This is a genomic window from Priestia megaterium NBRC 15308 = ATCC 14581, from assembly GCF_000832985.1.
In the GTDB taxonomy this organism is placed as follows: Bacteria; Bacillota; Bacilli; order Bacillales; family Bacillaceae_H; genus Priestia; species Priestia megaterium.
Genome location: NZ_CP009920.1, coordinates 181,867 through 200,959 on the forward strand (window position 1 = coordinate 181,867; position 19,093 = coordinate 200,959).

Annotated in this window: 19 protein-coding genes; 8 read left to right on the forward strand and 11 right to left on the reverse strand. The window is 41.1% G+C overall.

Going from position 1 to position 19,093, the window contains the following annotated elements:
* Positions 1–143: 143 nt before the first annotated feature.
* On the reverse strand, positions 144–449 hold the full coding sequence (locus BG04_RS01520) for a hypothetical protein (RefSeq protein ID WP_034650408.1): 306 nt from the start codon (positions 447–449) through the stop codon (positions 144–146).
* A gap of 226 nt (positions 450–675) precedes the next feature.
* On the opposite strand from BG04_RS01520, the gene BG04_RS01525 reads away from it, so the two are divergent.
* On the forward strand, positions 676–1,014 hold the full coding sequence (locus BG04_RS01525; RefSeq protein ID WP_034650405.1) for a hypothetical protein: 339 nt from the start codon (positions 676–678) through the stop codon (positions 1,012–1,014).
* Between the two features lie 29 nt (positions 1,015–1,043).
* On the opposite strand, the gene BG04_RS01530 is transcribed toward BG04_RS01525, so the two are convergent.
* The 3 genes from BG04_RS01530 to ggt all read right to left on the reverse strand — a co-directional run bounded on the left by BG04_RS01530 (position 1,044) and on the right by ggt (position 4,103).
* The gene (locus BG04_RS01530; RefSeq protein WP_013084030.1) at positions 1,044–1,655 is read right to left on the reverse strand and encodes a CBO0543 family protein; all 612 of its coding nucleotides are present in this window, start codon (positions 1,653–1,655) and stop codon (positions 1,044–1,046) included.
* A gap of 41 nt (positions 1,656–1,696) precedes the next feature.
* Positions 1,697–2,194, reverse strand: coding sequence for a CBO0543 family protein (locus BG04_RS01535; protein ID WP_034650400.1), 498 nt, complete (start codon positions 2,192–2,194; stop codon positions 1,697–1,699).
* A 298-nt stretch (positions 2,195–2,492) separates the two neighbouring features.
* Positions 2,493–4,103, reverse strand: a complete 1,611-nt coding sequence (ggt, locus tag BG04_RS01540; protein WP_034650397.1) for a gamma-glutamyltransferase — start codon at positions 4,101–4,103, stop codon at positions 2,493–2,495.
* A gap of 162 nt (positions 4,104–4,265) precedes the next feature.
* On the opposite strand from ggt, the gene BG04_RS01545 reads away from it, so the two are divergent.
* Positions 4,266–5,654, forward strand: a complete 1,389-nt coding sequence (locus tag BG04_RS01545; protein ID WP_034650395.1) for an alpha/beta fold hydrolase — start codon at positions 4,266–4,268, stop codon at positions 5,652–5,654.
* Between the two features lie 34 nt (positions 5,655–5,688).
* On the opposite strand, the gene BG04_RS01550 is transcribed toward BG04_RS01545, so the two are convergent.
* From BG04_RS01550 to BG04_RS30520, 3 genes are read right to left on the reverse strand one after another with little or no spacing between them, the layout of a single operon-like run.
* Positions 5,689–6,018, reverse strand: coding sequence for a 4Fe-4S dicluster domain-containing protein (locus tag BG04_RS01550; protein ID WP_029323018.1), 330 nt, complete (start codon positions 6,016–6,018; stop codon positions 5,689–5,691).
* On the reverse strand, positions 6,018–7,616 hold the full coding sequence (locus tag BG04_RS01555) for an FAD-dependent oxidoreductase (RefSeq protein WP_034650390.1): 1,599 nt from the start codon (positions 7,614–7,616) through the stop codon (positions 6,018–6,020). Before BG04_RS01555 ends, BG04_RS01550 begins: the two co-directional genes overlap by 1 nt.
* A gap of 43 nt (positions 7,617–7,659) precedes the next feature.
* Entirely contained in the window at positions 7,660–7,797 is a 138-nt protein-coding gene (locus tag BG04_RS30520) for a hypothetical protein (RefSeq protein ID WP_155276295.1), read from the reverse strand.
* Positions 7,798–8,108: 311 nt separating this feature from the next.
* Between BG04_RS30520 and BG04_RS01560 the strand changes: the two genes are divergently transcribed.
* A complete protein-coding gene (locus BG04_RS01560) occupies positions 8,109–9,539 on the forward strand; it encodes an MFS transporter (RefSeq protein ID WP_028409344.1) in 1,431 nt (476 codons plus the stop codon).
* Positions 9,540–9,633: 94 nt separating this feature from the next.
* On the opposite strand, the gene BG04_RS01565 is transcribed toward BG04_RS01560, so the two are convergent.
* Positions 9,634–10,176, reverse strand: coding sequence for a GNAT family N-acetyltransferase (locus BG04_RS01565; protein ID WP_034650384.1), 543 nt, complete (start codon positions 10,174–10,176; stop codon positions 9,634–9,636).
* Positions 10,177–10,268: 92 nt separating this feature from the next.
* Here BG04_RS01565 and BG04_RS01570 point away from each other — a divergent pair, with 92 nt between their 5' ends.
* Complete coding sequence (locus BG04_RS01570) at positions 10,269–10,733, forward strand: hypothetical protein (RefSeq protein ID WP_034650383.1); 465 nt, start codon at positions 10,269–10,271, stop codon at positions 10,731–10,733.
* Between the two features lie 181 nt (positions 10,734–10,914).
* On the opposite strand, the gene BG04_RS01575 is transcribed toward BG04_RS01570, so the two are convergent.
* Both BG04_RS01575 and BG04_RS01580 read right to left on the reverse strand, forming a co-directional pair.
* Positions 10,915–12,099 (reverse strand): M20 family metallopeptidase, encoded by a 1,185-nt coding sequence (locus BG04_RS01575; RefSeq protein WP_034650381.1) that lies wholly within the window; start codon positions 12,097–12,099, stop codon positions 10,915–10,917.
* A complete protein-coding gene (locus BG04_RS01580; protein ID WP_034650377.1) occupies positions 12,077–13,429 on the reverse strand; it encodes an LLM class flavin-dependent oxidoreductase in 1,353 nt (450 codons plus the stop codon). The genes BG04_RS01575 and BG04_RS01580 overlap by 23 nt, the downstream gene beginning before the upstream one ends.
* Before the next feature lie 446 nt (positions 13,430–13,875).
* Between BG04_RS01580 and sfnG the strand changes: the two genes are divergently transcribed.
* On the forward strand, positions 13,876–14,949 hold the full coding sequence (gene sfnG / locus BG04_RS01585) for a dimethylsulfone monooxygenase SfnG (RefSeq protein ID WP_034650374.1): 1,074 nt from the start codon (positions 13,876–13,878) through the stop codon (positions 14,947–14,949).
* A 42-nt stretch (positions 14,950–14,991) separates the two neighbouring features.
* Positions 14,992–16,212, forward strand: a complete 1,221-nt coding sequence (locus tag BG04_RS01590; RefSeq protein ID WP_034650371.1) for an acyl-CoA dehydrogenase family protein — start codon at positions 14,992–14,994, stop codon at positions 16,210–16,212.
* 29 nt (positions 16,213–16,241) lie between these two features.
* Here the strand turns inward: BG04_RS01590 and BG04_RS01595 are convergent, their stop codons facing one another.
* The gene (locus BG04_RS01595) at positions 16,242–17,174 is read right to left on the reverse strand and encodes an NAD(P)-dependent alcohol dehydrogenase (RefSeq protein WP_034650369.1); all 933 of its coding nucleotides are present in this window, start codon (positions 17,172–17,174) and stop codon (positions 16,242–16,244) included.
* A gap of 170 nt (positions 17,175–17,344) precedes the next feature.
* Here BG04_RS01595 and BG04_RS01600 point away from each other — a divergent pair, with 170 nt between their 5' ends.
* Together BG04_RS01600 and BG04_RS01605 are read left to right on the forward strand one after the other, a co-directional pair.
* Positions 17,345–18,037 (forward strand): response regulator transcription factor, encoded by a 693-nt coding sequence (locus BG04_RS01600; protein ID WP_034655065.1) that lies wholly within the window; start codon positions 17,345–17,347, stop codon positions 18,035–18,037.
* A complete protein-coding gene (locus BG04_RS01605) occupies positions 18,030–19,034 on the forward strand; it encodes a sensor histidine kinase (protein ID WP_034650366.1) in 1,005 nt (334 codons plus the stop codon). The genes BG04_RS01600 and BG04_RS01605 overlap by 8 nt, the downstream gene beginning before the upstream one ends.
* The last annotated feature ends 59 nt before the right edge of the window (positions 19,035–19,093 follow it).

Below are 19,093 nucleotides of genomic sequence, written 5' to 3' on the forward strand. Positions count from 1 at the left end.
TTTATCTGTTTTATACTGTCACAATTTCATGAGATTAACAAGCTTTTCTATTTCCTTGCTGCTGATGTTTTCTTTTCCAAATAAGTGAGCCGATAAACAGAACAAAACCCGCTCCAAAGACAAGAAGCTGATCTAAATAAAAGTCACTTGTTTTTACATACCGTATAATAAATAATCCTCCAAACATGAGCATCAGCATACATGAAAACCGAATGAGGTATGAATTGATGTCCATCTTTCATTCCTCCTTTTTGTAAGACTTTTTTGTTATGAAAAAACGCGAACCATATGCCGAATGTAACCGCATATAACGGTAAAATGACGGCTAGTTTTTGCTTCCACCCTTTAAAAAAAGAAGAATTACGAAGCGCAAACCAAAGCTCTAACGTGCCGTATAATAAAAGTGCTCCCGCTGCTAGTATCGCAATCACAGTCTCTCCTAAGTCCATACATACTCCTCACTTTCATTCTACGCACCTGAAGCTAAGCGCAGCGTATATAGTAAGTTTCATCATTATAAAAGAGCTTATAATCGTGATGCATACGAACTTTGAATACTTTTTCCTATATACATTTATTACCATTATATCATAATAAAAGCATTTTTGAGACTTTTTATATATGTAAATTATTGTATAATCAAAAGTAGACACAGAGAAAAAAGGGGAGAATTTTTTGAAGAGAACTCAGCTTATTTTTGTTATTACACTGCTTATTGAAACTGGATTAACCTATGCGTGCTCATCATTTTTGTCTATCCGCTTTATTGAGCTTATGTTTTTTAGCGGACTTTTGTTTTCAGTTTTGACTTTTTGGTTTTCAAGTAGCGGAAGCAACAGCGCTTCTTCTCACTATAAAACTCATTCCATGAGGTTAATGTCTGGGGCCAATATTGAACACAATCCGTTTCGTCTGCGCTGGACGGCTTATTTTTTTGCTTCTTTAAGCTTTACGGGAGCGGGCCTGATTTTTTTCGTTCTGCTGCTGACGGACGTTATTCCTCCAGTAAGCTAAAAAACCTGCTCTTCACAGAGAGCAGGAACTTACGAGAACAGCTTGAGAGGCAGGCATTTTCGCTTTACTTTATTCGCAACAGCTTGAGTCACATGATCTTTTAAAGGCCTAGTCAATATTCGTTTCAGCGGATGTTTTAGCATCCGTTTGCTCACGGGAACTTTAAAGATAACGCTGAGAATTACTGTTGCTAAAACCGAGAGCAGCAATACCGCAAAAGGCTTTTTTTGAAACCATCTCGAGAAGATAAGCATCATTACGTAAATAAGTGCTGACCACCCCAAATGCCAGCCGTGCCTAAATGTAATTCCCTTACACCTGAGCCCAACCCATTCTACAAACGAAGCTGTACATACCCATTTTGTAATATATTTCACCTGCTTAGCGAGTGTAGACGGATAAGTAGCTAAGAACGACAAAATCATGAGAGGCGTAATGAACATAAGGTGTAAAATACGCAGTAGTTTTAATGAAAGATGAGAAGATTTAAAATCCCAAAGCAATTTATCATTACATAAAAAATAGTAGAGAATATTAAAAAAGCTCACGTATAAAACCCCAGCATACAGCTCGCGTATTTTGTTCCACGTTTTCTTATGGATATTTTGAAAAACCAGCCATAGAAGGACAGAAATATGCACCTTTGTTCACCTCTCTAACGTCGTTTTTAGAATCTCTGTTATTATATTTTCGTTTCTTTCTGCTTCTTTTCAATTTGTCGAATCCATCCAATCAGCATCCGGTTAAGATACGATTTTAACGTTACGCTAGTAAAAGTGTGATACCACATCCAGCCGGTTTTCCATTCGATAAGATTCGTCCGTTTTTCAGCCCATAATTCAATAAAAAACATAGGAATCGTAAAGAGCACAATTTTATATAAAACTTTTAGCCCTTTATCGTAATACGTAGCCTGATTAATCATGACGGATATCATAGGATACAGCAAAAAATCGAACAACACGTTAATTCTAAACTGTTTTTTCAATAAGCGAGTTGGATATCGAAGAAGGCCGTGAGTAATAATAAATTTATCAATAATACCATTTGTTAAGGCGTTAAATACATAGGCCAGCAGCCAGTCTTTAATCGGTGGTTTTCTAAATAAAAAAGGGAGAATTCCTAGGGCGATAATCAGCATTACACGTAAAAATTTCACTTCAAACTTTTTATTTCTCATCACCTTTTCGCTCCTTTCACCAAGTGTTGTTAGCCTACCTTCATGTCAATTGGCAGCTTGAGACGGCTGTTCTCACCACGCTCAATTATTGCTTATATTAATTTATAAAGATACGTAGCAGCGTCTAATGTAAATTCCCCGTACATAACCCCTAAGTTCACGTTATCCATACATACGTAAATGTTTGTTTTAGTTTTAAGTTCTTTGAAGAGATTTATACATGTGGTTGAGACATGAAAAAAGCCCAACTCTAATCAGTACGGGCTTCTTCCTCCACCTATTTTGTTTACTTTGAGCGCTACCATCCAGCTACAAATCCATCCGTTCGTGATTCACTTCCTCCGCATAGCACGCCGCTTTCAGGATCTCTCCAAATAATCTGTCCGCGCCCAAATGCCATTGAATCAACAGCTACTTCAATTTTATGTCCTTTTCGTTCAAGCGCTTGTGCTACGTGTGAGGGAAAAGCTGGCTCCACAAACACCGTTTTATCTTTTTTCCACTGCCATCTTGGCGCGTCTAAAGCGGCTTGAGGATGAAGCTGAAAGTCAATCGTATTCATGACAACTTGCATATGTCCCTGCGGCTGCATAAAACCTCCCATCACGCCAAACGGTCCTACGGGCTCATTATTTTTAGTGAGAAAGCCTGGAATAATGGTATGAAACGTTTTTTTATTAGGAGCAAGGCAGTTATCGTGATCAGGGTCCATTGAAAAATTATGGCCGCGGTTTTGCAAGGCAATTCCCGTTTCTGGCACAACGATTCCAGAACCAAAGCCCATATAATTACTTTGAATAAATGAAACCATGTTTCCCGCTTCATCAGCCGTTGCTAAATACACCGTTCCGCTTCCGACAGGTTCTCCCGCTTCAGGCCGAAGAGCATGTTCTTTTATAAGACTGCGGCGATAGCTTGCATATGTATCAGACAGCAGCTCACTAACAGACACGCTCATTTTTGCTTCTTCCGTAATGTATTTTTCCCCGTCCGCAAACGCAAGCTTTATCGCTTCTATTTGTTTATGATACGTATCCACAGCGTCTTTTTCTTGAAGCTCAAAGCCTTTGACAATATTTAATGCCATTAACGCAACAAGCCCCTGACCGTTCGGAGGAATTTCCCATACATCATATCCACGGTAGTGAGCGGAAATCGGGTTCACCCACTCGGGCTCATAAGCAGCCAAATCTTCCTTGGATAAAAAGCCGCTATATTTTTTGCTGAATGCATCAATACGATCCGCAAGCTCGCCTTTATAAAACGCTTCTGCATCTGTTTCACCAATGAGCTGAAGCGTACGGGCATGATGGATGGATGACCACATTTCTCCTGCTTTTGGTGCTCGTCCATTTGGGGCAAACGTTTGAAACCATGACTCAAATTCTTCGCTTGTATGTACTCGTTTGAACGTATCGTACGCTTGTTTCCATTGTTTCGCGAGAGTAGGCGCTAGCGGAAATCCTTCTTTGGCGTACTGAATGGCAGGCTGCAGTACTTGAGAAAGAGGCAGTTTGCCAAATCGCTTCGATAAAGCAGCCCAAGCAGCCGGAGCCCCGGGAACCGTAACGGGAATCATTCCGTCCTTAGGAATATCTCTGTATCCTTTTTCCTTTAGCGCATCAATGGAAATAGACTGCGGAGAAGGTCCACTAGCATTTAGTCCGTACAGCTGATCATTTGTCCAAACAAGCGCAAACGCGTCTCCTCCGATTCCATTAGATGCGGGCTCTAATACAGTAAGGCTCGCTGCTGTCGCGATTGCTGCATCAATGGCATTGCCGCCTTTTTTTAAAATATCAAGGCCTGCCTGCGCTGCGAGCGGCTGAGATGTAGATACCATTCCTTTTTTTGCATAAACGGGAACTCGGTAAGATGGATATGGATGATAATGCGGATCATAGGTCATAAAAGCGCCCCTTTTTAGATATTTAAATTTTCTAAAAAATATAACTTCTTTATTTTATCATATTCATAACGCATCGGCTTTTTTTATCTTAGAATGACATGACGTCTCTTACCTAAAATTGGTATACTGATAGAGTACAAGAATCGCCAAGGAGGATGATGTATGAAAAAAGTAAAAGCTGCCCTTCCACTCGCTGTTTCTTTAGCACTCGGACTTCAAGTACTCCCTATGTCCACTTCACCTGTTCAAGCTGAAGCAGCGGCAAATGCTGCTCATCATTCAGCAAAAGTTGAAGTCAAACGAGCAAACGCATTTTTAACGAATGTCGCCAACGGCAAAACAAAAGAAGCTAAGCGCTACTTTTCCCGCAGCCTGCAGTCCAAAATGAGTGAAGACAACCTAAAAATATGGTGGTCAGCTCTAACGGCTCAGTTTGGTTCTGTAAAAAAGATTGGTACATCTGTACAAGGTGAAGTCAATACCGTTCATCGAAATATAGAAATCCCAATTGAATTTGAACACGTATCAGCTACTTTAACCGTTCGATTTAGTCAAAATCGTCAAATTGATGATTGGCGAATCGTACCGGAGGAGCGCCAGTTTTCGTTTTCCACACCGTCTTATGACACCCCTAAGAACTACAGTGAAAAACAGCTTTCAATCGGCAAAGCACCTTACGAACTTCCAGCAACGCTTACTCTTCCAACACGTTCAAAACATCAAAATGTACCCGTTGTCATATTAGTTCACGGATCAGGACCTTCTGATCAAGATGAAACGTTTATGAGCTTAAAGCCGTTTCGAGATCTGGCTTCTGGACTGGCTTCTCGAGGAATCGCCGTTTTACGCTACAACAAGCGTACATACGAACATACAGCTAAAATGTCCGGTGAAAGTAAAATAAACGTTGACGATGAAACAACGGATGATGCCGTACTCGCAGTCAAAGCAATGGCGAAACAAAAAGGTATCGACAGCCGCAATATTTTTATACTGGGACACAGTCAAGGCGGCATGATGATGCCCAGAATTTTAAAGCAAACGCAGGACAAAAGCGTGCGCGGCTCTATTTTACTTGCTGCACCGAGCCGCACACTTCCAGAGTTAATGCTTGAACAATTTGCCTATCTTGTATCGCTGAATCAGCTTCCAAAAGAGCAGCTTACTTTTTTTCAGCAGCAGTTTGCCATTTTACAAGACCCAAGCTTTTCGCCAGCTCAGCCGCCAAAAGAGTTCCTGCTTGGCACGCCTTATTTTTGGTATGACTTAGCTCACTGGCACCCTGCAGAAGTCGCAAAATCTCAGGACACGCCTCTGCTTTTTTTACAAGGAGCGCGTGATTATCAAGTAACGACGGAAGATTTTGAAGGCTGGAAACAAAGCTTATCTCAGCGTTCCAACACTTCTTTTAAGCTTTATCCAAAGCTCAACCACTTTTTCACAGAAGGAACTGGTGAAAAAAGCACGCCCGATGAATATGCTGTTTCAGCCAACATTCCTTCTTATGTCATTGATGATATTGTGAAATGGGTTCGTGAAACGAAAAAGTAAAGAAAAAAGAGCGGCTGTTTCCGCTCTTTTTTCTTTACTTTTTATTTAAGATGATATGCGACTGATCGGAAGAAGCGGTGGATTTTCTTCCTTTTCCCCAGCCTACAGCTTCCCGGTAACTTCCGAGCAAGTGCTGATTTATTACATGCTGTTCATTTACTTCTACAGTTTGTTCAGCTAAAGGCGTCACATATAAAGCATCTACCGGACAGTACAGTTCACACATAAAGCAAGTTTGACAATCGGATTGACGAGCTATGGAAGGAGCACCTCCCATTCGAGAGCGGTCAAAGACATTTGTTGGACAAACGGATACACAAAGATTGCAGTTAATACATCGGTCTTCACTAAGAAGCTCGATCATTAAATAACCCCCTTTACGCGATCAGAAGATTTTGTACCTAAGGGTCTCGCCCAGACTTCCTGCACCCCTCCGCTTAGAATGCGGTAGTGTTGCTTGGAATCCATAAACGGAAAATCGTCACGCCGGTGCATTCCTCGCGTTTCTTTCCTTTCTAATGCACTTGTATACATCCATCGCGCCGTTGCCGTCATGGCCGCAAGCTCTCGACTTCTCACGATGTTTCTTTCTTTATCATATACTCCATTCTTCAACTCATCCCACACGGCATTTAACTTCATAAGGGAATCTTGCAGTCTTACTTCTGAACGGAACCAGTTTCGATCATATGGAAAGACTTCGCGCTGAACCGATGCTATCATTTCCTTCGTATCTGCTGCGTCAGAAGAAGCTACTGACTTTGTGATTCCTGACGCTTCTGATACGCCTTTTGCATGTCGACTTGCGGCATTTTTTCCTTGCTTAACAGCAAATGCTGCCGCTGCTTTTCCTGACCAGCAGCCTGAAGAGATAGCCCACGCTGCATTATGGCTTCCTCCTCCCGTAAATCCTCCGCAAATTAATTCGCGCGTTGCCGCATCTCCGGCTGCATATAAACCTGGAATGTCGGTTCTACACGTTTCATCTGTAATGTGAATACCTCCTGTTCCTCTAACAGTTCCTTCAAAACGCAGGGTGATTGGAAACATTTGAGTAAAGGGATTTATATGAAGACGATCAAATGATAAAAAGAAATTTGGCTGTGATAAGCGCATGGCTTTTTGAATGCTTTCATCCGCTTTGTCCAGCCTTGCATAAACGGGCTGGGTCATTAACGTTCTGGCAATGATGGAACGTCCTTTATGAGAACCGGCTCCTTCAATCACTGTACCGTCTTCATAATAAAATGTAGCCCATTTATAAAATGCAGATTTTGTGATTGGAGAAAAAGCTGGCGAAATTGAATAAGCATTTGAAAACTCCATACCTGAAAGGGCCGCACCTGCTTCTGTAGCTAATAAGTAACCGTCTCCTGTTAAAACATTTGTACCGAGTGCTCCGCTCAGAAATGCACACCCTCCCGTTGCAATCACAACTGCAGCAGCCTCTACTCTCCATGTTTCTTGCGTTTGATTATTGATTCCGCACGCACCTGCCACACCGTGTTCATCTGCAAGAAGCTCCAGTGCGGGGCTGTGGTCCAAAATCTGAACGTCTGCTTTTTGAAGCTGACGCCGCATTAATCTCATATATTCAGGACCTTGAAGAGTCGTTCGCTGAGAAATCCCTTTTTCATCTACTGGAAACGGATAGCCAAAATGCGCTAACTCATTTACTTGTTCAAACGTACAATCAAGCACTCGCTTCATCCAGCTTCTTTCGGCTAAATATCCTCCCAGCTCTTCCCTGCTTTTCATCGCGGTCATCTGTTCATCAGAAGTGGGCTTTACATACCAAACTCCTGTACCAGAAGGCGCAGTTGCTCCGCTCGTTCCGCAATATCCTTTATCAACAAGTGCAGCTTTTGCACCTTCTTTAACTGCTTGCAGAGCTGCCCATGCACCAGCAGGGCCTCCTCCAATAATTAATACATCTGTATGAAAATGAAAGTCGGCAGTCATATACGGATCCTCCTCTTAAAATGTTTACGCTCTCAAAACCTTATTAAGAAAAAAACTTACTTACTGTCCATTCGACTATTTTACTCATCGCTAAATTTATACCAACTATTCCGTTCCAGAATCCAATTCTTCCATAGCAGCCGCTCAATAAAAAAGGAGACCAGTCCATTTGTTTCACCACAATGGTCTGGCCTCCAGTTGCCTAGTAGGCGCGTTTTTTCGTACAGCGTCAGCAATACCTAGTAATTCACTTTGTTTAATTATATATTAAAAGTTTATGCTAGGATTGTCAATGATTATGTTATTCTTAGAATTTATTTCGATTGTTCGTATCTCGTATTGACAACTCTATGAATTTTTTGGTAAATTAATCTCACTAAACGTATAGGAATTAAAAAAACCGACCAGACAACTGGAGGCTCTTATTCTTTTAAAAAGAATGAGAGCCTTTTTGTTTCCTGAATTATATGTAATACGATAAGGAGGTCAAGTATGGCAAGTGCTCAACCACACGTAATTCAATCGCGTCAAGACATTATCAACTTTGTTAATTCAAATCCAGTTACCTCTAAAAGCTGGAAAATCATTTTAGTAGCGTTAGGCGGCATTTTTGTCGATGCCTATGACTTTACCAGTCTTGGAATTGGAGCTGATCAGTTAAAAGAACAGTTTAACCTTTCTCCTGCCGGTCTTGGAAGTCTTACAGCTATTATGGCCCTTGGCGCTTTGTTAGGAGCCACTGTAGGAGGATACTACACGGACAAATTCGGCCGCAACAAAATGTTTTTAATTGATTTATTTTTTATGGTCTTCTCCGCTCTTGGCGCTGCTTTAGCAACTGATTTAGTTTGGTTGTTTATCTTTCGGTTTTTAATGGGCGTAGGCGTAGGGCTAGATGTTCCGGTAGCGCTCAGCTTTATTGCAGAGTTCAGCAATTTAAAGAAAAAAGGTCAATACGTGAACTTGTGGTGTCCCCTGTGGTATGTGGCTGCAACTGTTACTGGACTTGTTGTTCTCCCTTTTTATCTGCTTGGGCAGCATGAAGATATTTGGCGCTGGTCGGTAGGATTTGGAGCTGTTGCTGCACTAATCGTGCTAATTTTGCGCTACCGCTACATGGATGAAAGTCCGATGTGGGCCGCTCATCACCTTCCGCTTAAAGAAGCGGTCAAAGTGTTAGAGAAAACCTATGACATACAAGTCACAGTGGCTAAAAATGCAAAAGAAGAACCATTATCTCGTTCAAAAAAACTGTCTTACAAAGCTATTTTCCAAGGGAAGTATCGGGCTCGGACATTTCTAGCTTCCATCATTACGGCTACTCAAAGTATGCAGTACTTTGCCGTTGGCTTCTATATCCCAACCATTTCTACGCTTATTTTTGGCAAAGGAATGATTTATGCAATTATCGGTACTCTTTTCTTTAATTTATTTGGGATTATTGGCGGCTTTACACAATCACGGCTAACTGAGCAAGTCGGTATAAGAAAGCTTGCCATTACAGGCTATACCATTTGTTCTTTAAGCTTAGTCCTGATGGGGCTCACAGGCGATACACATTTTATTGCGCTGCCAATTTTATTTATTGCTTTATTTATTTTCGGTCAATCTTTTGGACCCGGAGCGCAAGGGATGACGATGGCTACTCTTTCTTACCCGACTGAACTGCGAGGGCTAGGCTCTGGATGGGGGCAAGGAACAACGCGTATTGGCAGTATTTTAGGTTTTTACTTATTTCCGGTTGTCCTTTCAATTGGCGGGATCTATACGACGTTTCTGGTTCTTACAATCGTTCCCGTTATTGGGCTGATCGCGACGATTCTTATTAAGTGGGAGCCTATTGGCACAGATGTCGAAAAAGAAGAAGAGCAAGAATTTGAAAGCGATAAAAGCTTTAGTAAAAAAAGTGAGGTCTATCACTAGCTATAATCCTAGTAAAAACGGAAAACACCTTCAAGTGCAGTGTGCTTGAAGGTGTTTTTTGTTAAAGGTCGATAAAATACATACTCGTAAAAGGCTATGCAAAGCGCCCCATCACTACCGTGTTATAGTACTTGCCGTCAGACAGCACCTTATCATTTTTTAATACTCCTTCTATTTCAAACCCGAACTTTGTATATAAATCAATCGCTTTTTTATTGGTCTCTAACACATTTAACGTCATTTTCTTCATGTCCGCGCTATCTGCCCACAGTATGGACTGCTGTAAAAGCTCTTTGCCAATTCCGTATCCCCAATGTTCTTTTGCGATGCACACGCCAAACTCTACTTTATGAGAAAATCGTTTCAATTCGTTGCCTTGGCACCTTGAAAATCCGACGATTTCATTATGTACGCTTGCTACTAAAAATAAGTTTCGTTTACTTTCTGTGTCACGTTGAATAAGTTTTTTAAAATCGGATTCTTCCATACATCCTTCCCCTGGTTCACGATCTAAGTTTTCCGTTTCTCCGTCTAGCTGAACTCTAAGGTGAGACAGTTCGTGTGCATCGCTGGTGTCAGCTGAACGAATGATGTACTGAAGTCCTTTTACATTATAGATTTGCTGGTTGATGACCATCGTATTCCTCCAAGCGTCTTTCATAAATCTATCAATTGAATTTAATTTCCTTTAATATAAATATTATACATAAAGAAAGAGAGCTGAACGAGTTGCTTTGGTTACTGCTTTTAATTCTATACGGCATTTACAAGTTCTATAAATCAAGAAGATCTCTAACGAAGTTTGACCATTTTTATGAGAAAGCGTTTGAGCTAGAAGAAAAAAAGCGATATGAAGATGCTCTTGATATACGCAATCAAGGGATCGAACTCCATACCCTTACCGATTTAGAACGAGCTGATTTACATTTAGCAAATGGGCGTATGCTTTTAAAACTAAAGCAATACGAAGAAGCAACAAAACACTACGATGCCTCATTTAAGCTAGCAAAATATGAAAAATTCCCTTACTCAGAAGGATTTGACGAAGTCATTGAAGCTTACTTGTATGCAGGGCGTAAAGAAGATGCGCTGATAATAACCAACGACATGTTAAAACGGCAAAGCTATGATCAAAAATTTAAAAAGCTAGAGCCTTTAAAAGAAAAGCTTCTTTCATATGAAGATTCATGGTAAAATTAAACAATTGAAAGCGTATTATTAAGAGCGACTGAGGTGAACGTAATGGTCATAACCGTCATTGTAGGAGTGCTGGGTTTAATTGGTTTAATTGCAGCAGGTTTTGCGACGAATTATAAAGATACGAAGTAAGGATACATAAAAAAGAACAAGAACCAAATAGGTTCTTGTTCTTTTTTTAACGAGCCAACAGCTTTTCTGTTATGCGCAAAAACATCTTTACGCCAATTTCAAGCGAGTCTTCATCTACCGTAAACTTCGGATGATGATGAGGGTATACGATGCCTTCTTCTTCATTTCGTGCTCCAATGTTAAAAAACGCCCCTTCCGTTTCCTGCAGGTAAGCTGAAAAATCTTCTCCTCCCATTTTAGGAGACAGCGTTTTAACCCGTTCTTTTCCATATTCTTCGATAGCTGTTTCTTCAATTAAACGCGTAATTTCTTTAGAGTTAATGACAGGATGATAGCCTTTTTCATATGTGAAGGTGTACTCTGCACCGTAGGCTTCTGTTAGTCCTTTGACGATACGGTCAATTTGTGCCGGAACTTTTTCTCGCAGAGCCGCGTCAAAGCTGCGAACGGTTCCGTTCAGCTCCACTTTATCAGGAAGTACGTTGTGCGTAGTTCCACCGTGGAATTGTGTAACCGATACGACTAATTTATCGATTGGATTCGTCGTTCTTGAAACAATCGTTTGAAGGTTTGTCACAATTTGCGCTCCTACAACGATAGCATCAACTGCTTCATGAGGCGCTGCGGCGTGTCCTCCTTTTCCTTTAATCGATATGTTAAACGTGTCAGGCGAAGCCATCATAGGACCTGCAAGCACGCCGATTTCTCCGACGGGAAGACCAGAATTCAAATGCGTACCAATTACGTAATCCACCCCTTCCACCACGCCTTCTTTCACAAGCTCCTGCGCTCCTCCCGGCAGCAGCTCTTCTGCGTGTTGAAAAATCAAGCGAATTTCTCCTTTAAATTCATTTCCTAACTGAGAAAGAACAGAAGCTACTCCTAATAAAATAGCCGTGTGACCGTCATGTCCGCATGCATGCATCACGCCTTTATGAACAGAAGCAAATGCAAACGTGTTTTCTTCTTCAATCGGCAGCGCGTCCATATCCGCTCGAATCGCAACTACTTTCCCCTGCTCTTTTCCTATTAATCTAGCCACCACGCTTGTTGGTGTAGGACGCGTAATGATAAAGCTTCCAAACGAACGAAGCGTATCTTCAACGTACTGAGCCGTTCGATGCTCTTGAAACGATAATTCAGGATAGCGATGAAAATGTCTTCTCCACTCAATTACCTGCTTCTTTAAGCTTTCTGTGACGCTGTATTCACTGATTGATTTGACTGTCATAAACAAACTCCCCCTTTGTTTGACTATATCGATTGGCTGGAACGGAGAGATTTAAATTTCCGCGCAGCGTATCGCTTTCATATGAAGTGTCGTAAAGCCCATGCTCCTGTAAGATAGGCACCACTTTTTCCACAAATTGATGAAACGTCTCGCTCATAAAAGGACGAAGCACAAATCCATCCGCTGCTTCTTGCTCATGCCATTTTTGCATTTCATCCGCAACGTGTTCAGGTGTCCCTGAAAACGGCGAACGCGGCAATATTGTTTCAAGCGCCACTTGTCTTAACGTTAACTTGCGAGCAGCCGCCGCTTGTTTAATTTTATTTGTCGTGCTTTGAAAGGCATTGGCTCCGATATCCCCTAACTCTGGAAACGGTGCGTCTACGTCAAATTGATGAAAGTCGTAGTCATCAAAAAAACGAGATAGATATGTAATGGCATGATCAATTGGAATTAAAGCGGCAAGCTCTCTATATCTTCTTTCTACATCTTCCTCGCTATCTCCTATAATTAAATCAATACTTGGAAAAATGAGAAGCTCTTCGGGATTTCTTCCGTGATTTTTTGCTCTATTTTTCATATCTTGATAGAATGCCCGCGCTTCTTCTAGTGTATGTGCATTTGTATAAATCGCATCGGCATTCTCTGCTCCGAATTCTCTTCCTCTTTCTGATGAACCTGCTTGAAACACAACCGGATGTCCCTGCTTTGAACGAGCAATATTTAACGGCCCTTGAACTTGAAAATGTTTACCTTTAAATCCAAGCGTATGCATTTTCTTTGGATCAAAAAACTGCCCGGTTTCTTTTTGATAGATAAAAGCATCGTCTTCCCATGAATCCCACAGTCCTTTTACTGCATCGAGATGCTCTTTTGCAATTTCGTATCGCTCGCTGTGATGAGGAAGATATCCTCTGCTGTGATTGCGCGCTGCCCCTTCTTGCGGAGAAGTAACTACGTTCCATCCCGCTCTCCCGCCGCTTATATGATCAAGAGACATCAGCTGACGAGCGATTGTAAAAGGCTCACTGAAACTTGTTGAAATCGTCCCGACTAGTCCGATGTGACTCGTAGAAGCAGCGAGAGCTGACAGCAGCGTAATTGGCTCAAAACGATTTAAAAAGTGAGGAATAGACTTTTCAGATATGGCTAATCCATCTGCAATAAAGACAAAGCTGAACAGTCCTTTTTCCAATATACGCGCTTGTTTCTTATAAAACTCAATATTAATGCTCGCATCAGGCTCTGCGTCCGGATGTCTCCATCCATCCGTCGTATTTCCAAGGCCTTTAATATTTGCTCCTAGCTTTAGCTTTCTTTTTTCACTCAACGTATACTTCCTCCTTTTTACGACAAATAAAAAGAGATGCTTTGATTGTTCAAAGCATCTCCAGTCGTCTGGTCGATTGTTTTTAAACGGCTATTTATTTAGAGCAAAATAGCTGTTGACCTCTCATTTATTTAGCTTATTTGAATAGTATACTCACTATTCCTATAAGTCAAGTTTGTTTTTAGTTAAAATAAATGATCTCTTCTTTCTTTAACTAAACTTAATTACGATTTCATTCTTTTTAAATTTCTTAAAACTCATTTTGACTATCGGAATAACCGGTGATATAACTATATGTACATTCAGCATCCATACTGCCTGTCAGGCTACTGAAGGCTCTTATCTTCTCTTCAACTTGAAGCGAGATAAGAGCCTTTGGCATTTAAGGAGTTGAATGTTTAACCCAGCTCATTTATTTTCACTATTTAACTAAGGAGGCGTTACATATGAGTTTGCAATTTGCTTATTGGGCTCCGAACGTAAGCGGAGGTCTTGTCATTTCCAACATTCCTCAAAAAACAGAGTGGTCATTTGAAGCGAACAGCCGGTATGCGCGAATTGCCGAGCAGGTGGGCTTTGATTATGTTCTCTTGCAAACTAGGTTTTTTGCAAGCTACGGAGCTGAAAATCAACTAGAAGCTGCGACTCTCGCTTCTGCTTTGGCCGCCACTACTAAAAAAATCAACATTATTACAGCAGTTCTTCCGGGGCTATGGCATCCCGGCGTATTTGCTAAAATTATTTCGACTATTGATCATATCAGCAGCGGACGCGTCTCAGTGAACGTTGTAAGCGGCTGGTTTAAAGGCGAATTTAACGGCTACGGCGAACCATGGCTAGATCATGATGAGCGCTACCGCCGTTCTGAAGAATTTATTAACGTGCTTCGAGAGCTATGGAAAAACGAAACGACTACGTTCAAAGGAGACTTTTACCGATTAAATGACGCACCGTTAAAACCAAAGCCTCTTCAGCCGCCAAAAGTATTTCAAGGAGGAAACTCTAAAGCAGCCCGTGAAATGGCAGGCCGAGTATCAGACGTTTATTTCATGAACGGCAACTCGATTGAAAACTTAAAAAACCAAATTGAAGATGTAAAAGCAAACGCAAACGGCCGTGATATTCAATTCGGTGTGAACGGGTTTGTCATTGTCCGTGAAACAGAAGAAAAAGCAAAACAAGTGCTAAAAGAAATTGTGCTACAAGCGGATAAAGAGGCCGTTGAAGGGTTTGAAAGTCAAGTGCAATTTGCGGGAAAAGCTTCTCCTCAAGGTGAAGGCATGTGGGCAAACTCTTCATTTGAAAACTTAGTTCAGTACAATGATGGCTTTCGAACTGGCCTTATCGGAACGCCCGAACAAGTCGCCAATCAAATTATCGAACTGAAAAAAATCGGCGTGGATATTATTTTGACAGGCTTTTTACATTATGAAGAAGAAATCAAAACGTTTGGCGAAACCATCATTCCGCTCGTAAGACAAAAAGAACAGGAGCTAAAAGAAAAAGCGGGCGCATTATAAATAGTTTATCGTAACAAACATTAAAATTTTTGGAGGTATGTTATGTCAGTCGAAGTTTCTGCACGTCCTTTATACAATCAATCAACGCGCGCTTATTACGCGTCCATCCGCGAGAAAATCACTTCTCTTGTAGATGAAGTGATCCGGCCTAATGCAGCCCTTACAGATGAAGAAGGCGTTTTTCCACGAAAAAATTTAGAAGCGCTTATTAAAGCCGGCTGGGGAAACATTCTTGTACCAAAGGCATACAGCGGCTTAGAACTTGATCACGTGGCTTTTGCGATTGTAGCTGAAGAAATTGCAAAAGCTTGTGCTTCCACTGCTTTGGTTTACGTGATGCATGTCGGAGCAATTCAAACTATTACGCTGTACGGAAACGACGATCAAAAGAAACGCTGGTTGCAACCAATTGACCAAGGACTGATTGGTACGTACTCTACAAGTGAAAAAGCCTCAGGAGGACACTGGTGGTACAACTTCAGTCAAGCGCAGCGAAATGGCGAAGATTATGTAGTTAATGCTGACAAATCCTTTACTACGAGCGCCGGGCAAGCTGATTTTTATATCGTCCAAACACGCAGTCCTGAAGCACAAGAAGCAACGGATATTAGCTTTTTTATTGTAGATGGAAAATCAGACGGCATCACCGCAAGTCCATGGGAAGCGCTGGGCGTTCGCGGCAATCACAGCGGTCCGATTTCTTATAAAAATGTACACGTGCCAAAAGAAGATCTTCTAGGCAGTGAAGAAACAGGGAAAGAAATCGTCTTAAACGGCGTTTCCCCTATTTATTTAATTGGCCTTGGTTCTGCTTGGCTTGGCGTAGCGGAACATGCGCTAGAGCTTGCGGTTAACCATGCAACGCGAACGATTCACCGCGATTTTAATAACCAGCTTAGCGACTATCAAGTCATTCGCCAGCAGATTGCCGAAGCAAAAGTCCTCATTGAAAGCACCAAACCATGGCAAATTGACTTGGCAGAACAGCTTGATATTTTACAAGCTGAACAAAAAGCACAGGGTGTTCTTACCCTTCCGCTGACTGAATTTAAAGTTCATGCTTCAGAAGTAGCCAACAAAGCAACGCGAATTGCATTGGATGTAAGCGGCGGATACGGCTATAAAAAAGGCCCTATTGAACGCTTGTTTCGAGATGCCAGAGCGGGCATTGCTATGGGTCCTTCTAATAATATTGCCAGAGAATGGATCGGAAAGAATCTTGTAGGACTTCCGCTTGAACTTTGGATTAAAGGAGGAGAGTAAAGTTTAATATCGTAAAAAAAGAGAATCCTCTATAGAGATTCTCTTTTTAAATTTTTTAACGTAACAACTACACTCCCTATTTTATGTCCGGTTTCTACATACTCATGAGCTTCTGGAATTTGTTCTAAAAAGTAGCATCTATCAATCACTGATTTTATCCTCCCTTCTTCCATCAGCTTTTTAAGAAGTAATAAATCTTCCGTCTGCACTTTGGCAATTCCTTGCCCTTCGACTGAAACAAAGCGTCCATTTAAGGCTAACGCTCCCTTGCACTGATTTTTTGTGATTTTTCCAATAGCATCAAAAATAAGATTATATCTTTCTTCTTTTTTATTAAAATCTTCGTTTTGGTAGTCGATGACGTAATCTGCTCCTAAAGATTTTACTAGTTCACTATTTTTAGCACTGCACACGCCTGTCACTTCAGCTCCGTAATAGCTCGCAAGCTGTACAGCGGCAGTTCCTACAGCACCTGAAGCACCGTAGATAAGCACTTTTTGCCCGGCTTGAATGTTTCCTTTTCTAAAAAAATGCAGCGCCGTCGTGCCTCCGAAAGAAATAGAGGCGGCTTCTTCATGGGTTACATTCTCTGGCTTTACGGCTATCGTCCCCTTTTCTGGTAAGCAGATATATTCCGCATATCCTCCGAACTTCATGCCTGTCATCGCAAAAAGCTGGTCGCCTTTTTTGAAACGCGTTACGTTCTTTCCGACGTCCTCTACTTCTCCGGCCAGCTCTACGCCTAGTATTGATTTTCTAGGCTTCCGTAATCCTAAAACTATTCGCATTGGAAGCCATAACAGCAGTGGACTGTTAAAGCTCCTCACTCTGCAGTCGCCCGATGTGACCGTGGTGGCATGAATTTTTATCAGTATTTCATTCTCTTTTGGAATAGGCTTTTCCACTTCTTCAAGCTGAAGAACATCTGGTTTACCATACTTTGTACATACCATTGCTTTCATAACAGCTCTCCTTTTTTCACTAGAGTTCAATATATGTTTATAAACTATGCTCGTCGAAAGCTATTCTTTCACATTTTATAAAGAACGCTGGTGAATCTACTATCACATATGGTAAATAAAAGGATATTGCTATAAAATAAGTATAAAAACAGAAAGCGTGGTACGTGTTATTGTTTAAACTTCTTTTAATTGAAGACGATGTAACGCTGTTTAACGAACTGAAAGAACGGTTGGAGCAATGGTCTTATGATGTTTACGGCATCCGTGATTTCAGTAACGTTATGCAGGAGTTTAGCGAGGTAAAACCTGATTTAGTTATTATGGATATTCAGCTGCCGAAATATGACGGATTTCACTGGTGCAGAATGATTCGTTCTCATTCAAAAATCCCTATTATTTTTCTATCTTCACGTGATCATCCTTCTGATATGGTAATGTCTATGCAGTTTGGAGCAGACGACTTTGTGCAAAAGCCGTTTCATTTTGATGTGCTTGTAGCAAAAATACAGGCCCTTCTCCGCCGCGTGTATAATTACAGCGTTGAACAAGTAAACCTTCTTTCATGGCAAGGAGCTACGATTGATTATGAAAAAAACAAAATATCAACCGAATCTACAGCTATTGATTTAACCAAAAATGAAATCTTTATTTTAAAATGCCTAATACAAAAAAAGAATACGATTGTAAGTCGAGATGAACTGATTAATAGTTTGTGGGAAGATAAACGGTTTATCAGTGATAATACGCTGACGGTAAACGTCAATCGCCTGCGAAAAAAATTAGATGAAATTGGACTGGGAACTTTTATTGAAACAAAAGTCGGCCAAGGCTACGTAGCGATTGAAGAGGAACGCTATGATTAAACTCTTTATTCGCGAGCGTCTAAGCTGGATTCTTTTCTTTTTTATGATGCATCTTTTTATGCTTTTTATCGCTTATATTGATAGCTCCATTCCTGTGTCTTCGATTCTTTATATCGTGTTTATATCATCAATTGTCTTTCTTATTTTTTGCGTCTTCCGCTATCATAAAGAAACGAAATTTTATCAAGGGTTAAAAGATGAAGAGGATTTCTTTGATTCTTCTACTCTTTCTCATCCGCTGCGCCCCTTTGAAAAGATTGTTCAGCGAAATCTGATGCAACAATTAGAACAAGCGAAAAAAGATGGCGTGCAGACTCAGCTGTACGTGACGCAGGAAAAAGATGAACTGTTAGCTTGGATTCACGAAATTAAAACGCCGTTAACTGCGATGCATTTAATAATTGAACGCTTAGAAAATCGAGAAGTTAAAGCAAACTTGACGTTCGAGTGGCTACGTATTCATTTTTTACTTGATCAACAGCTGCATCAAAAGCGCATTTTCTTTATCCAAAATGATATGTATATTGAACATCTGGATTTAGAGTCCCTTATTTTCACTGAAATCAAAACGCTGCAAGCTTGGTGCATGCAAAAAAATATTGGGTTTGATGTGGACCTACAGGCAGAACGTGTACTGTGTGATGCAAAGTGGCTTTCGTTTATTATGAGACAGCTGTTAACAAACGCAGTTAAGTACAGTGAAGAATCTGATGTGATGATTAGAAGCTACGAGCACCGCGGTCAAGTATACATCGAGGTAAAAGATAACGGACGGGGCATTTCTCCTCAAGATATGCCGCGCATTTTTGAGAAAGGTTTCACCTCAACTACGCAGCATGAAGACGGCCGCGCTACAGGCATGGGTCTGTATCTCGCTCAAAAAGCGGCGCACGCTCTTTCGATTCATATTGGCGTGCAGTCTGCTCTTAATGAAGGCACAACTTTTACACTTGCCTTTCCTAAATCAAATGATTTTGTGGATATGAAAAGCATGTGACAAAAATGTCACATGCTTTCGTTATTTGTTCGGTGAATCAAAGGAAAACGAAAGTCCCT